At 60.0% G+C, this 15,398-nt stretch carries 11 protein-coding genes; 1 reads left to right on the forward strand and 10 read right to left on the reverse strand.

Annotated features, from left to right (window positions below; all coding sequences use genetic code 11):
* Positions 1-77: 77 nt before the first annotated feature.
* The 6 genes from carB to pvcA all read right to left on the reverse strand — a co-directional run bounded on the left by carB (position 78) and on the right by pvcA (position 9,235).
* Positions 78-3,302 (reverse strand): carbamoyl-phosphate synthase large subunit, encoded by a 3,225-nt coding sequence (gene carB, locus ACJ8QF_RS18810; RefSeq protein ID WP_049187986.1) that lies wholly within the window; start codon positions 3,300-3,302, stop codon positions 78-80.
* Between the two features lie 16 nt (positions 3,303-3,318).
* Entirely contained in the window at positions 3,319-4,467 is a 1,149-nt protein-coding gene (gene carA, locus ACJ8QF_RS18815; RefSeq protein WP_004932920.1) for a glutamine-hydrolyzing carbamoyl-phosphate synthase small subunit, read from the reverse strand.
* A 470-nt stretch (positions 4,468-4,937) separates the two neighbouring features.
* Positions 4,938-5,759 (reverse strand): 4-hydroxy-tetrahydrodipicolinate reductase, encoded by an 822-nt coding sequence (gene dapB / locus ACJ8QF_RS18820; protein ID WP_442537755.1) that lies wholly within the window; start codon positions 5,757-5,759, stop codon positions 4,938-4,940.
* 263 nt (positions 5,760-6,022) lie between these two features.
* Positions 6,023-7,282 carry a glycosyltransferase gene (locus ACJ8QF_RS18825; RefSeq protein ID WP_004932926.1) on the reverse strand — a complete coding sequence of 420 codons (1,260 nt, stop codon included), beginning with the start codon at positions 7,280-7,282 and terminating at the stop codon, positions 6,023-6,025.
* Between the two features lie 24 nt (positions 7,283-7,306).
* Positions 7,307-8,170 carry a TauD/TfdA family dioxygenase gene (locus ACJ8QF_RS18830; RefSeq protein ID WP_265261729.1) on the reverse strand — a complete coding sequence of 288 codons (864 nt, stop codon included), beginning with the start codon at positions 8,168-8,170 and terminating at the stop codon, positions 7,307-7,309.
* 96 nt (positions 8,171-8,266) lie between these two features.
* Positions 8,267-9,235: an L-tyrosine isonitrile synthase gene (gene pvcA / locus ACJ8QF_RS18835; RefSeq protein ID WP_004932937.1), complete on the reverse strand. Its 969-nt coding sequence runs from the start codon at positions 9,233-9,235 to the stop codon at positions 8,267-8,269.
* Positions 9,236-9,447: 212 nt separating this feature from the next.
* On the opposite strand from pvcA, the gene ACJ8QF_RS18840 reads away from it, so the two are divergent.
* The gene (locus ACJ8QF_RS18840; RefSeq protein WP_021505363.1) at positions 9,448-10,353 is read left to right on the forward strand and encodes a LysR family transcriptional regulator; all 906 of its coding nucleotides are present in this window, start codon (positions 9,448-9,450) and stop codon (positions 10,351-10,353) included.
* Positions 10,354-10,624: 271 nt separating this feature from the next.
* Here ACJ8QF_RS18840 and ispH read toward each other — a convergent pair whose 3' ends face one another.
* The 4 genes from ispH to ileS are packed head-to-tail and all read right to left on the reverse strand — an operon-like array spanning position 10,625 to position 15,370.
* Complete coding sequence (gene ispH, locus ACJ8QF_RS18845; RefSeq protein ID WP_004932946.1) at positions 10,625-11,578, reverse strand: 4-hydroxy-3-methylbut-2-enyl diphosphate reductase; 954 nt, start codon at positions 11,576-11,578, stop codon at positions 10,625-10,627.
* Complete coding sequence (fkpB, locus tag ACJ8QF_RS18850; protein WP_004932949.1) at positions 11,559-12,029, reverse strand: FKBP-type peptidyl-prolyl cis-trans isomerase; 471 nt, start codon at positions 12,027-12,029, stop codon at positions 11,559-11,561. The genes ispH and fkpB overlap by 20 nt, the downstream gene beginning before the upstream one ends.
* A gap of 1 nt (position 12,030) precedes the next feature.
* The gene (gene lspA, locus ACJ8QF_RS18855; RefSeq protein ID WP_004932951.1) at positions 12,031-12,540 is read right to left on the reverse strand and encodes a signal peptidase II; all 510 of its coding nucleotides are present in this window, start codon (positions 12,538-12,540) and stop codon (positions 12,031-12,033) included.
* Positions 12,541-12,553: 13 nt separating this feature from the next.
* Complete coding sequence (gene ileS / locus ACJ8QF_RS18860; protein ID WP_442537756.1) at positions 12,554-15,370, reverse strand: isoleucine--tRNA ligase; 2,817 nt, start codon at positions 15,368-15,370, stop codon at positions 12,554-12,556.
* Between the last annotated feature and the right edge of the window lie 28 nt (positions 15,371-15,398).

The following is a 15,398-nucleotide window of genomic DNA, read 5'->3' on the forward strand; positions in this document are numbered from 1 at the left end:
TAACGCCAGCCGACAAATTCGCTGAATAAAAAAGGGCGCTGCATCTGCAGCGCCCCTTACGTTGCGTTATCGCGCGGTTACTTGCCGATGCGCGCGTGCATTTCCTGCACCGACGTCACCTGCTCGGTCGGATCCGCTTTCAGCGCCATCGCGGTGGCGAAGCCGCCGTTCAGCGTGGTGTCGTAGTGCACCTTGTACTGCAGTGCGCTGCGGCGAATCAGCTTGGAGTCCTCAATCGCCTGACGGCCTGCCGTGGTGTTGACGATGTAGGTGTACTCGCCGTTCTTGATACGGTCCTGAATGTGCGGACGCCCTTCGTGCACCTTGTTGACCAGGCGCGGGTTGATGCCCGCTTCGCCCAGCACCACCGCGGTGCCGTGGGTGGCGTCCAGCTCGAAGCCCTGCTTCAGCAGGCTGGCGGCCAAATCGACCACGCGGGCTTTATCGCCTTCACGCACCGACAGCAGCGCGCGGCCCTGCTTCTTCATGCCCGAGTTGCTGCCCAGCATCGCTTTGGAGAAGGCTTCCGCGAAGGTGCGGCCCACGCCCATCACTTCCCCGGTAGAGCGCATTTCCGGCCCCAGAATCGGGTCGACGCCCGGGAATTTGTTGAACGGCAGCACCACTTCTTTCACCGAATAGTACGGCGGGATGATCTCTTCGGTCACGCCCTGCTCGACCAGCGTTTTGCCCGCCATCACGCGCGCGGCCACTTTGGCCAGCGGCACGCCGGTCGCTTTGGAGACGAACGGCACGGTGCGCGCGGCGCGCGGGTTGACTTCAATCAGGTAGACTTCGTTGTCTTTCACCGCGAACTGCACATTCATCAGGCCGCGCACCTGCAGCTCGAACGCCAGTTTTTCCACCTGACGACGCATCACGTCCTGAATTTCCTGGCTCAGGGTGTACGCCGGCAGCGAACACGCGGAGTCGCCGGAGTGCACGCCCGCCTGCTCGATGTGCTCCATGATGCCGCCAATCAGCACGCGCTCGCCGTCGCAGATAGCATCGACGTCCACTTCCACCGCATCGTCCAGGAAGCGGTCCAGCAACACCGGCGCATCGTTGGACACGCTGACCGCGGTCTGGAAGTAGCGGCGCAGGTCGGTTTCGTCATAGACGATTTCCATCGCCCGGCCGCCCAGCACGTAAGAAGGACGCACCACCAGCGGATAGCCGATGGCCGCCGCCTTCTCCACCGCCTGTTCGATGGCGGTCACGGTGGCGTTGGCCGGTTGCTTCAGGCCCAGACGGTTGACCGCCTGCTGGAAGCGCTCGCGGTCTTCGGCGCGGTCGATGGCGTCCGGACTGGTACCGATAACCGGCACGCCTGCGGCTTCCAGCTCGCGCGCCAGCTTCAGCGGAGTCTGGCCGCCATACTGCACGATCACGCCCTTCGGCTTCTCGATGCGCACGATTTCCAGCACGTCTTCCAGCGTCACCGGCTCAAAGTACAGGCGGTCTGAGGTGTCGTAGTCGGTGGAGACGGTTTCCGGGTTACAGTTGACCATGATGGTCTCGTAGCCGTCTTCACGCAGCGCCAGCGAAGCGTGCACGCAGCAGTAGTCAAACTCGATGCCCTGGCCGATACGGTTCGGCCCGCCGCCCAGCACCATCACTTTCGGCCGGTCGTTGGTCGGGTTGGACTCGCACTCTTCTTCATAGGTGGAGTACATATAGGCGGTGTCGGTGGCGAATTCCGCCGCGCAGGTATCCACGCGCTTGTACACCGGATGCAGGCCGTAGCTGTGGCGCAGCTTGCGAATTTCGCTCTCGGCGACGCCGGCCAGCTTGGCCAGGCGCGCATCGGCGAAGCCTTTGCGCTTCAGGGTGCGCAGGAACTCTTGGTTCAGGCCGTTGATGCCCGCGTCGGCCACCTGCTCTTCCAGGCGCACCAGCTCTTCAATCTGCACCAGGAACCAGCGGTCGACGTTGGTCAGGTTGAACACGCCGTCGACCGACAAACCGGCGCGGAAGGCGTCGGCGATGTACCAGATGCGGTCGGAACCGGCGTCTTTCAGCTCGCGGCGGATTTTGGTCAGCGCTTCCGGATCGTCCAGGCTCACTTTCGGGTCGAAGCCGGTGGCGCCCACTTCCAGGCCGCGCAGCGCTTTTTGCAGCGATTCCTGCTGGGTGCGGCCGATGGCCATCACTTCACCGACCGACTTCATCTGGGTAGTCAGGCGATCGTTGGCGCCGGCGAACTTCTCGAAGTTGAAGCGCGGGATCTTGGTGACGACGTAGTCGATGGACGGCTCGAACGACGCCGGGGTGCGGCCGCCGGTGATGTCGTTCATCAGCTCATCGAGGGTGTAGCCCACCGCCAGCTTGGCGGCGATCTTGGCGATCGGGAAGCCGGTGGCTTTCGACGCCAGCGCCGAAGAGCGCGATACGCGCGGGTTCATTTCGATGACGATCAGGCGGCCGGTTTTCGGGTTGACCGAGAACTGCACGTTGGAGCCGCCGGTTTCAACGCCGATCTCACGCAGCACCGCCATCGAGGCGTTGCGCATGATTTGGTATTCCTTGTCGGTCAGGGTCTGGGCCGGCGCGACGGTGATCGAGTCGCCGGTGTGGATGCCCATGGCGTCGAAGTTTTCGATGGAGCAGACGATGATGCAGTTGTCGTTCTTATCACGCACCACTTCCATCTCGTACTCTTTCCAACCGATCAGCGATTCATCGATCAGCAGCTCGTTGGTCGGCGACAGGTCCAGGCCGCGTTCGCAGATCTCTTCGAACTCTTCGCGGTTGTAGGCGATGCCGCCGCCGGTGCCGCCCATGGTAAAGGAAGGACGGATGATGCACGGGAAGCCGACGTCAGCGGCCACCGCCAGCGCTTCTTCCATGGTGTGCGCGATGCCGGAACGCGCGGTATCCAGACCGATTTTCTTCATCGCCACATCGAAACGGCGACGGTCTTCGGCCTTGTCAATCGCATCGGCGGTGGCGCCGATCATGGTAACGCCGAACTCGGCCAGCACGCCCTGACGCTCCAGTTCCAGCGCGCAGTTCAGCGCCGTCTGGCCGCCCATGGTCGGCAGCACCGCATCCGGGCGCTCTTTTTCGATGATCTTGCGCACCACTTCCCAGTGGATCGGCTCGATGTAGGTCGCGTCGGCCATTTCCGGGTCGGTCATGATGGTCGCCGGGTTGGAGTTGACCAGAATGACGCGGTAACCCTCTTCGCGCAGCGCTTTACACGCCTGGGCACCCGAGTAGTCGAACTCACACGCCTGGCCGATAACGATCGGGCCAGCGCCGAGGATCAGGATGCTTTTTATGTCTGTACGTTTTGGCATTTTTTACTGCTCCTGATTATTTGGCGTTAGAACGGTAAGTCTCAATCAGTTCGATAAAGTGATCGAACAGCGGCGCGGCGTCGTGCGGGCCTGGGCTGGCTTCCGGGTGGCCCTGGAAGCTGAACGCCGCTTTGTCGGTGCGGTGAATGCCCTGCACCGTGTGGTCGAACAGCGATTTGTGCGTCACGCGCAGGTTCGCCGGCAGATTGTTCTCATCTACCGCAAAGCCGTGGTTCTGCGCGGTGATCATCACGGTGTTGTTGTCCAGATCCTTCACCGGGTGGTTGCCGCCGTGGTGGCCGAGCTTCATCTTCATGGTTTTCGCCCCGCTGGCCAGCGCCAGCAGCTGGTGGCCCAGGCAGATGCCGAACACCGGAATGTCGGTTTCCAGGAACTGTTTGATGGCGGTGATGGCGTAGTCGCACGGCTCCGGATCGCCCGGGCCGTTGGACAGGAAGATGCCGTCCGGATTCATTTTCAGCACCTCGTCGGCCGGGGTCTGCGCCGGCACCACGGTCAGGCGACAACCGCGATCCACCAGCATGCGCAGGATGTTGCGCTTGGCGCCGTAGTCGTAAGCCACCACGTGGAACGGCAGTTCCGCGGCGGTTTTGGCTTCCGGCAGGTCGCCTTCAAGCGTCCAGCTGCCTTGCTGCCAGCTGTAGGCCTCTTGAGTGGTGACCTCTTTCGCCAGATCCATACCCTTCAACCCCGGGAAACCTTGCGCCTTGGCCAGGGCCAGCGCGGCGTCCGGCGAATCGGCGGCGATGATGCAGCCGTTCTGGGCGCCTTTTTCGCGCAGCAGGCGAGTCAATTTACGGGTATCAATATCAGCGATCGCCACGATGTTGTGACGCTTGAGGTAGTCGGACAGGCTTTCTTCATTGCGGTAGTTGCTGGCGATCAGCGGGAGGTCACGAATGACGAGGCCTTGGGCGTGTACTGCGGAGGATTCTTCGTCGGAAGCATTGGTGCCGACATTGCCGATATGAGGATAAGTAAGAGTAACGATCTGGCGGGAATAGGAAGGATCAGTGAGGATTTCTTGATAACCGGTCATCGACGTATTGAAGACCACTTCCCCCACTGCCGTTCCCTCTGCCCCGATGGCCCGACCGTGGAATTGGGTTCCGTCTTCCAGAACCAATAGCGCTGACTTTATCAAAACACCCTCCAAGGAATAATCAATCACAATATTTGCATATTAATTCAGATATCGCGATCTAAATCAATGCAAAAACCGTCCGCGAGGCCAATTTTTGGCAAATTGGGCGCATTTTAATGATGAGTGCCTGGCTTGTCTACCCAAACTGCCGTTTTTTGTTTTATTTTTGCAGTTCTCGGCACTCATGCGGCTTGAGCGCCGATAAAAACACAGAAAACCGGGGCTGGAAAACGGTTGCGGGGAAGAATGATGGAAAATGGCGCCAGAATGGGACAAAAAAGACGCTAAAAAAGCCGAGGGTGGAAAAAAAGGAGATGATTAGCAAAGTAAATGCAGATAAATAACAGCTTTGATAATGAAATAAAATCAACACGATATTTATCATGTTAAAAAAAAGGACAATAAAATTATTGCCCGATTATCATAGCATTATGATCAATACAACCACATCACGATGGTATGCAAATCAATTATAACTGGTCCAAATTCAACACATCACGCATATCAAACAAACCTTTATCCCGGTTATGCAGCCAGGCAGCCGCGCGCACCGCACCGCTGGCAAAAGTCATGCGGCTGGAAGCCTTATGGGTAATTTCCACCCGTTCACCGATGTCGGCGAACATTGCCGTGTGCTCGCCGACGATGTCGCCGGCGCGAATGGTGGCAAAGCCGATGCTTTGGGGATCGCGTTCGCCGGTATGGCCTTCGCGCGCATAGACCGCACAGCTTTTCAGATCGCGCCCCAGCGCGCTGGCGATCGCTTCGCCCATCGCCAACGCCGTGCCCGACGGCGCATCCACTTTGTGGCGGTGGTGCGCCTCGACGATTTCGATATCGGTATAGTCGCCCATCACCTGCGCGGCCTTCTCCAGCAGTTTCAGCACCAGGTTGACGCCGACGCTGAAGTTGGCGGCGAACACGATGCCGATATGCTGCGCCGCAGCGCGGATCGCCTGCTTGCCGGCGTCATCGAAGCCGGTGGTGCCAATCACCATCGCCTTGTGGTGCGCCACGCAAAAATCCAGGTAGTTCCGCGTGCTTTCCGGGCGGGTGAAGTCGATCAAAATGTCGAACTCACTCGCCACTTTCTCCAGGCTGTCGCTTACCTTGACGCCCAGCGCGCCAATGCCCGCCAACTCGCCGGCGTCGACGCCGATCAGGCTTGAACCCGGGCGCGACAGCGCCGCGCCCAACACCACGCCTTCCGCCTGCTGCACCGCCTGGATCAACTGACGGCCCATCCGGCCGCCGGCGCCCGCAATCGCAATGCGGATTTGTGAATCACTCATGCTTGCTCTCTTCTTGATTTGACGCCTATCCCATTAGGCTATCGATTCAGGGTAACTGCCCCGCTGCAGCGCCGCCAGAGGATTCATTTCATAATTAGAAAATTATGATATTCCCCCGCTTTCATCAGCGGCGCTGTCGTGAGATTAACATTCAACCGATTTGGCGGCCTGCGACGATTGTACATAATCATGCAGTTTCCATGGCAAAAAAATGCAGAAAAAAGGCGCCGAAAACGGCGCCTGGGGAAAGGATCACAGCGAGGTCAGGCGGTAATGGCGGCCACTTCGTTGGCGATCGCCGTCAGCGCATCGTGGCGGGCATAGTCCTCACGCACCAGTGCCGCGCGCTGGCGATAGATCGGCTGCTGCAGAATGCGCGTCGCCGCCGCCAGGATCTGTTCAGGGCTTGGCGTGCTGGTGTGCAGGCTGATGCCGCACCCGGCGGCGACCACGCGCGCGGCCGCCTCCAGTTTGTCTTCGCCGGTGCCGGCGACGATCAGCGGCACGCCGCTGTTCAGCGCATAGTTGATCGAGCCGTAACCGCCGTTGGTGATCAGCAGCGCCGTCTCCGGCAACCAGCGTTCGAAGGAGATAAACTCCCGCACTCTGGCATTGGCCGGCAGCGCGTCCATCAGTCCTTCCGTCGCCCGCCCGCCGGTGGTGGCCAACACCCGCACCGGCAGATGAGCCAGCGCTTGCAGCGTCGGCACGATCAGCTGATGCAGATCGACATTGGCCAGCGTGCCCTGCGTCACAATCACCAGCGGCCGACGATCGTCCGCCTCCCACAGCGTTTCTTCCGCCGCCGGCTGGCCGCCGCTGCGCAGCGGGCCGACGAAGCGCACGCCGCTCGGCAGATCGTCACGCTCATATTCCAGCGCCGTGGTAGCCAGCTGCAGGAAACGCTCGCAGCCGCCGATCAGCGCGTCGGTGAACGGGCGATCCAGCGCCCGTCCCCCCGCCTGCACCAGCGCTGCATCGAAGCTCTGCTGTACTTCATCGAGCAGCACGCGCGTTTCTTCATCCACCAGCTGCTCACGGGTCAGCGCCTGCGGCAGCAGCGCCGGCGGGATGCGTGGACCATAAAAAATAGCATCGCGCGAGGAATACGACAGCGGCGTGACCCCGATACCGAAGACCGGCGGCCGTTCGGCAGACTGCAGCAGCGGCAGCACGCCGTAGAAGCAGTTCTCCACCATCAGCAGATCGGTGTCTTCGGCAGCGATAGTCGCACGCAGTTGCCGATCCAGCAGCGGGATCGGCGCGGCGAAGAAATCTTTCAGCGCCAGCGCCATCTGTGCATTGCCCGGCGGCAGGGCGGCGCGCTCGGGGAAGTGCTGCTCCAGGTGGCGGTAATCGAAATCCACCTGCGCGTCGAACGGCACGAAGCTCGCACCCACCGCCTCGGCGCGTTCGCGGAACAGCGCGCCGGTCATCACCCGCACCTGATGCCCTTGGGCAATCAGGTGGCGAGCGATGGCCAACATCGGGTAAACGTGCCCCGGAGTGGCGACTGCCGCCATCAATATCCTTGCCATAATGCTCCTTTACGCTTCTGCGTTAGCCGGCTTCAGCGCCAGATTGGCGCACACCGGGTTGCTCTGAATATGCACGCGCTGCAAATGACGCGCGGAACGGGCGGTGAAGCCCTCACGCCCATGCAGCAGCGAGAAGTTGTCCGCCACCACCACGTCGCCCTGTTGCCATTGGTGGGCATAATAGTGACGCGGATCGTACAGATGCTGCTGCAGAGTGTGGTGGAACTGTTCCTGCAGTTGTTCCGGCACGCCGTGATATTCCAGCGCATGTTGATTGAGGAATTTTTTCCCCTCCGTCGGCGGTTCATTGTAGCGCATGATCAAGCCCCTGCCGTTCGGGTGCTGCACCACCAGCGGCGAACAGACTTCACCGCCGTAGTGCACCACCTGCTTGATGCGGTAGGTGATCGAGACCGACAGCCACTGATCCAGCAACGCTTCGTCCGCATTGGCCAGCAAGCGCGTGGTGTCGACGAAGGTAGTGCACCCGCCTTCGTCCGGCGACGGCGCCGCCACGCAGTGGAACAGCTGGAACTCGGGAATAGTCGGCTTATACATGCCATCCCAATGCAGCGGGACGTAGCTGCTGTCGAAAATATGATCCTTGGCGTCCGGATGTTCCTTCACGTCCAGCACCGCGCCAAACGGCCACATCATGATCTCGCCCCACTGCTCGGCGTAGCGCGTCAGAACCTCCCCATCGCTGAAACCGGAGTCGAATCCGCGCAGCACCAGCAAGTGATGCTCCTGCGCCAGCGCCCGCAGCGCTGCCACCGGCAGTTCGCCGATCTTTTGCCCCGGATGCTGCGGCGTCAGGATCGCGCCAAACGGGGTATTCGGTTGAATATGGCAATTAAGCGGTTGGTTATTCATCGGTGATTCTCCTTGCATCGAATGTGCTGCTCACACGGCAACGTGCCGTCAAAAACGCGTCCGCCAGGATTTCGGGCGCAAAAGCCTGCAGTGGCCTCAGGCCATCTGCGGTTGTTCGATCAGGTAATGGCTCGGCGTGCCGCGAATCTCAACCAGCTCGCCGTCCAGGCTCTGCGCGTCTTTACGCTTCATCAGTACGAACTGGCCGTTCACGTTGGCCGCCACGCCATGCCACGGCGTCAGCCAGTCGTCTTTGGTCGGCATCATGTGGATACCTATCTTCAGGCTGTCGGCCGGCTGCGGGTGAATCGACAGGCGGATCGCCGCCGGGAAATGCTGGGCCAGCAGGTTGCCCCAGGCCCAGCTGCGCTGGATAACGCCGCAGGCGCGCCGTTTGGCGTCTTTTTGCAGCGCGGCGTTGGAACCGCTGTAGCCCGGCAGGAGGCTGTCTTCATACAAGAAGCGCGTGATGGCGCGATACAGCATTAATCCCTGCTCGTCCTGCATCAGCTGGCGCTTGATCGCCTCTTCCGATTCGGCATAGCCGTCCACCAACAGCCGGCGCAGCAGATCGTAGTCATCGGTATGCTCCGCCAGACCTTTGACGTCGCCGAGGTTGAACACGCTCAGGTGGGTTGCGCCTACTTCATGCAGCAGGCTTTCAATCTCACGTTGATAATGGTTGATCGCTTCGTCGCTGACGCGGATCAGATCGCCGAACACATGGCCGTCGGAACAGATAACGATATGCGCGCCCGGCGGGTAATAGAGTTGAATGCGCTGGCACAGCGAGTTGAGGAAGATCAGCGACAGCCGCTCCGCCATGTCCGGCACCGCGCCTATCACCTTATTGGCGTTGGGTGACTTGGTCGGAAAAGCCGGCAGCACGAATTCGATGCGCTGGTCGTTTTCAATGAATGCCCGAATGCGCGGCAATTGCACCTGAGTGACCTGCCGCTCTTCTTCAGCCAGAGAAGCATCGTCGGCGATGAGGCGACGTCGATATTGCAATAATTCACGTAGGATTTTTAATGCTATTTCTTCTTTTTTCTGTGCGCTATCCACAATGAGCTCCTGTTGCGATGTGGCGCGGGTGTATTATTGGCAAGCACAATAAGATTTATCAAAAAGAGATAAAGCGCATGCAAAATAATAATCAGCCCGTCGTTTATATGCTTCAGGCAATATAGGAAAGATGGTGCTATATTATTAGCCCGTATAATTCACAATCTTGGTTAAGTTGTGCTTAACAAACTATGAGCAATATTTTAAAACGCATGGCCATTTTCTCAAAAGTGGTCGATTGTGGCGCATTCAGCATGGCGGCAAAAGAATTGGGCATGACGACCTCCGCCGTCAGCCAGCATATTCGCCAGCTGGAGGAACATCTGGGCATTCAATTACTGTTGCGATCGACGCGCTCATTGAGCCTGACCGAAGCCGGATTGTGCTTTTATGAAGATTGTCTGCTGATGATCCACGCCGCCGAGCGCGGGCAACAGCGGATCGCCGCGCTGCGCGGCGAGCTGGTCGGTGAACTGCGCGTCGCCACCTCGACCGAATTCGCCACCCATTATCTGGTGCCGGCGCTGCAGAGCTTCCTCGACGAACACCCGCGCATCACGCTGCGGTTGGAAATCCACGATGAGAGAATAGACCTCATCGCGCAACGCATCGATCTGGCAATACGCGGCGGTGCGCTGGCTGACTCCAGCTACGTCTCAACGCGGCTGGCGCGCTGCCGCGAAGTGCTGTGCGCTTCCCCGGCCTACCTGGCACACCACGGGGTGCCGGATTCGCCTCAGGCGCTGACCCATCATCATTGGGTCACCTTTACGCCGCTCGGCAATCCGCAGTTTGTTCGCCTGATCCATCGCGACGGCGGCGAGCACCGCATGCGCATGACCGGGCGACTGTTCACCAACAGCGGCATGGCGATGAAGGAGCTGGCGCTGACCGGCAAAGGCATCATTCGCAATTTCTTCGCCAACGTCGAGCGAGAGTTGCGCAGCGGCGAGCTGATTGAAATATTGCCCGACTGGCGATTACCGGAAATTAATTGCTATGCCATTATGCCGCGACGGGAGATCCAGCCATTAAAAGTCCGGCGATTGCTGGAGCATATGAAGCTCTATTTAAAGGAGAAAGGATTAAACGACCTAGAACAGATTCGACAAGAATAAAATAAGAAACATCTGCAAGACTACTATTGTAATTATTGTAATCACGTTGACGACACCAGGCCCTATTTAGATTGCAGCCTAATGATATTCTATTTAATGACTTCATTCAGCCTATATAATTAATGACGCCACCGCTATTTCAAATACTCAGAATAAATTTGACTTTAGTTAGCAGAAAATTTGAATATACTCAGCATTTTATTTTTAATGCCGTTGGCATTCCAAAAAAAACGGGAAGCCTAAGCTCCCCGTTGTCATTCACTCACGCACCTCAGTCAATCTGACGGACGTCCACGCGCAGCTCTTTCGGCACTTCGAACACGATGTTCTCTTCACGCCCGCTGATTTCATGCACGTCCAGGCCGCCCAGCGCTTTCAGGCGGGAGATCACCTCCTGCACCAGCACATCCGGTGCCGAGGCGCCGGCGGTAACGCCGATATTGCGCGCTTCGCTCAGCCAGCTTTCCTGAATATCCGCCGCCGAATCGATCAGATAAGCCGGTTTGCCGACGCGCTGCGCCAGTTCCGCCAGACGGTTAGAGTTGGAGGAGTTCTTCGACCCCACCACCAGCACCACGTCCGCATCGCCGGCCAGGTTGCGCACCGCTTCCTGACGGTTGGTGGTGGCGTAGCAAATGTCATCCTTGCGCGGACCGATAATGCTCGGGAAGCGCTGACGCAGCGCGTCGATCACGTCCGAGGTATCATCCACCGACAGCGTGGTCTGCGTCATGAAGCACAGGTTGTTTTCGTCTTTCACCTGCAGTTTCCACACGTCATCCGGCGACTCGACCAGGTACATGCCGCCCTGCGGATTGCTGTACTGGCCCATGGTGCCTTCCACCTCCGGGTGCCCGGCATGGCCGATCAGAATCGCTTCGGTGCCGCGGCGGCTGGCACGCGCCACTTCCATATGCACCTTGGTCACCAGCGGACAGGTGGCGTCGAACAGCATGGTCAGATCGCGCGCCTTGGCTTCGGCGCGCACGGCTTGAGACACGCCGTGCGCCGAGAAGATCAGGATAGAGCCGTCCGGCACTTCGGCGATCTCTTCGATAAACACGGCGCCGCGCTCACGCAGGCTGTCGACCACGTAGCGGTTGTGCACCACTTCATGCCTTACGTAGATCGGCGCGCCATACAGCTCCAGCGCGCGTTCCACGATGCTGATCGCACGATCAACCCCGGCGCAGAAGCCGCGCGGGTTAGCCAGCAATATTTGCATGCGTCTCCTCCTGCTGCGGATCAATCTCCAGCACTTCGATGTCGAAGGTCACCGGATGGCCCGCCAGCGGATGGTTGAAATCGACGGTGATCGAATCTTCCGCCACCGCACGCACCACGCCCGGCATTTCACTGCCGTCGATGGCGGTAAACAGCATGATGGTGCCCACGTCCGGCACGCCGGTTTCCGCGAAGTCGCGGCGCGAGAAGAACTGGACCAGATCCGGGTTCTCCGCGCCGAACGCCGCTTCCGGCTGCAGGGTAAAGGCGCACTTGTCGCCCGCGCGCAGGCCGAGCAGTTGCTCTTCCAGCGGCGCCGACAGGCTGCCGTCACCCAGGCGGAACAGCGCCGGTTTGCCGCTGCTGCGGGTGGATTCGGCGGTCGAACCGTCTTCCAGTTTCAGCGTGAAGTGAACCAGCACCGCGCTGTCACTGATAACCTGAGCCGTCATATTACTCACCTTTACTCTTTGCGCCTTTGCTCGCCGGCGACAGGAAACCTTCCAGCACGATCATCGCCGCACCCACGCAGATAAAGCTGTCCGCCAGATTGAAGGTCGGGTAGTGCCAGTCACCGACGTAGAAGTCGATGAAGTCGACCACAAAACCGTGCCACAGGCGATCGAACAGGTTGCCCAACGCCCCGCCGATAATAAAGGCGTAGGCGATGTTGTTCAGCTTCTGCTGCGCGGTGCTGCGGTACATCATCACCAGCAGCACCGCGACGATGGCGATGGCGATGCCGGCAAAGAACCAGCGCTGCCAACCGCCATGGTCGGCCAGGAAGCTGAACGCGGCGCCGTAGTTGCGCGCGTAAAACAGGTTGAACGACGGGATCAACGGCTGGGACTGGCCCAGCGTAAAGTTAGCGAGGATCCACTGTTTGCTGCCGAAATCCAGCGCCAGCACCGCCACTACAACCCACAGCCAACGCAGGCCGGTCGAACAAATTGGTTTACTCATCAGGCGCAAGTTCTCAGGCAAAGTTACGCTTCTCGCCGTCACCGGCGACGTTGCTCACACAGCGGCCGCAGATGTCTGCATGCTCCGCCACCAGACCGATATCGGTGGTGTAATGCCAGCAGCGCGGGCACTTCTCACCCGGCGCTGTGCTGAAGGCGATCTTCAGCCCTTTCAGCAGCTCGGAGGCCTGCGCATCGGCCGGCGCATCCGCCAATGGCGCAACGCTTGCCGCAGAGGTCAGCAGCACAAAGCGCAGCTCATCCTGCAGGCTGTTCAGACGCGCCGCCAACTCGCTGTCGGCATACAGCGTCACCGCCGCTTCCAGCGAGCCGCCGAGGCGTTTGTCGGCACGCGCCTGCTCCAGCACCTTGTTCACTTCACCGCGCACTTTCAGCAACTCGGCCCAGAAAGCGTCGTTCATCGGCTCGCCTTCCGCCAGCCCGAACAGGCCGTCGTACCACTCTTCAGTGAACACGTACTGCGCGCGTTTGCCCGGCATGAAGCCCCAGATCTCGTCCGCAGTGAACGACATGATCGGCGCCATCCAGCGCACCAGCGCTTCGACGATGTGATACAGCGCGGTCTGGCAGCTGCGGCGAGCGACGCTGTCGCTCTTGGCGGTGTACTGACGATCCTTGATGATATCCAGGTAGAAGGAGCCCATCTCGACCGAGCAGAACTGCATCAGGCGCTGCACCACTTCGTGGAAATCGTAGTTGGCGTAAGCCTGCTCGATATCCCGCTGCGCCGCCAGCGCGCGGCCGACCGCCCAGCGATCCAGCACCACCATGTCTTCCGGCGCCACGCAATCGGTGCTTGGCTCAAACCCGTTCAGGTTGGCCAGCAGGAAGCGCGCGGTGTTGCGGATGCGGCGATAAGCGTCGGCAGAACGCTTGAGGATCTCGTCGGACACCGCGATCTCGCCGGTGTAATCGGTCGACGCCACCCACAGACGCAGAATGTCGCCGCCCAGCTTGTTCATCACGTCCTGCGGGCTGACGGTGTTGCCGATCGACTTGGACATCTTGCGGCCCTGGCCGTCGACGGTGAAGCCGTGGGTCAGCACTTCCTTGTACGGCGCCTTGCCCTTCATCGCGGTGGAAATCATCAGCGAGGACATGAACCAGCCACGATGCTGGTCGGAGCCTTCCAGATACATGTCGGCGCCGTGGCCGTTAAACTCAGGGCGAACGTCGACAACCGAGGCGTGGGTGGAACCGGAATCGAACCACACGTCCAGCGTATCCGGCACTTTCACGTAGTCGGCGGCTTCCGCGCCGAGGATGTCGGCCGCGTCCAGATCCCACCAGGCCTGAATGCCGTCTTGCTCGACGCGCTTGGCCACTTCTTCCATCAGCTCAACGCTGCGCGGGTGCAGCTGTTCGGTCTCTTTATGCACGAACAGCGACATCGGCACGCCCCAGGTGCGCTGACGCGAGATGCACCAGTCCGGACGGTTGGCCACCATCATTTCGATGCGCGCCTGGCCCCAATCCGGGATCCACTGCACGCCCTTGATCTCCTCCAGCGACTGCTGACGCAGGCCTTTCTGATCCATGCTGATGAACCACTGCGGCGTGGCGCGGAAGATGATCGGCGTCTTGTGGCGCCAGCAGCACGGATAGCTGTGCAGGAACTTCTCGACGTGCAGCAGCGCGCCTTTGTCACGCAGCAGATCGACGATCAGATCGTTGGCCTTGAAGACGAACTTGCCGTCCAGCAGCGGGTAGGTGCCGGTCAGGTAGCAGCCGTTCGGCCCTACCGGGTTGGCCACTTCCAGGCCGTATTTCTGGCCGATCACGAAGTCGTCCGGGCCGTGGCCTGGCGCGGTGTGCACCGCACCGGTACCGGCGTCCAGCGTCACGTGCTCGCCGAGGATCGCCGGCACATCGAAGTCCATGAACGGGTGTTTGAAGCGCAGCAGCTCCAGATCGGCGCCTTTGCAGCTGCCCAGCACTGTCCACTCGGTGATGCCGGCGCGTTTCATCACGCTTTCCACCAGTTCGGCCGCCAGGATCAGGCACTGGCCGTCAACCTGCACCAGCTGATAGGTGAAGTCCGGGTGCAGCGAGATCGCGCGGTTGGCCGGCAAGGTCCACGGCGTGGTGGTCCAGATAACCAGCGAGATGGCGCCGTTGAAGTGGCTCACGCCGAACTTGGCCGCCACGGCAGCCGCGTCGGCCGCATGGAAGCTCACGTCGATCGACGGCGAAGTCTTGTCGTAGTACTCCACTTCCGCTTCCGCCAGCGACGAGCCGCAGTCGGTGCACCAGTGAACCGGCTTGGCGCCTTTCAGCAGGTGGCCGTTGCTGATGATCTTGCCCAGCGCGCGGATGATGTTGGCTTCGGTTTTGAAGTCCATCGTCAGGTACGGACGATCCCAGTCACCCAACACGCCCAGACGGATGAAGTCCTTCTTCTGGCCTTCAACCTGCTCGGCCGCGTACTCGCGGCACTTCTGGCGGAACTCGGCCGCCGTCAGCTTCTCGCCCGGCTTGCCGTACAGCTGCTCAACCTTCAGTTCGATCGGCAGGCCGTGGCAGTCCCAACCCGGCACATAAGGCGAGTCGAAGCCGGCCATCCCTTTCGACTTGATGATAATGTCTTTGAGAATCTTGTTAACCGAGTGACCAATGTGAATGCTGCCGTTCGCATACGGAGGGCCGTCATGCAAAATGAAGGTTTTTTTGCCCTTTTTGGCAGTACGAATAATCCCGTACAGATCCTGTTCATACCAACGTTGCAGCATGCCAGGTTCGCGCTTGGCGAGATCGCCGCGCATCGGGAACCCTGTTTCCGGCAAGTTCAGGGTATTCTTGTAGTCACTCATTAGATTCTCGGTTCCGTTTTCGGCTATA

This window comes from Serratia sp. CY81684 (assembly GCF_052166595.1).
Lineage (GTDB): Bacteria > Pseudomonadota > Gammaproteobacteria > Enterobacterales > Enterobacteriaceae > Serratia > Serratia nematodiphila.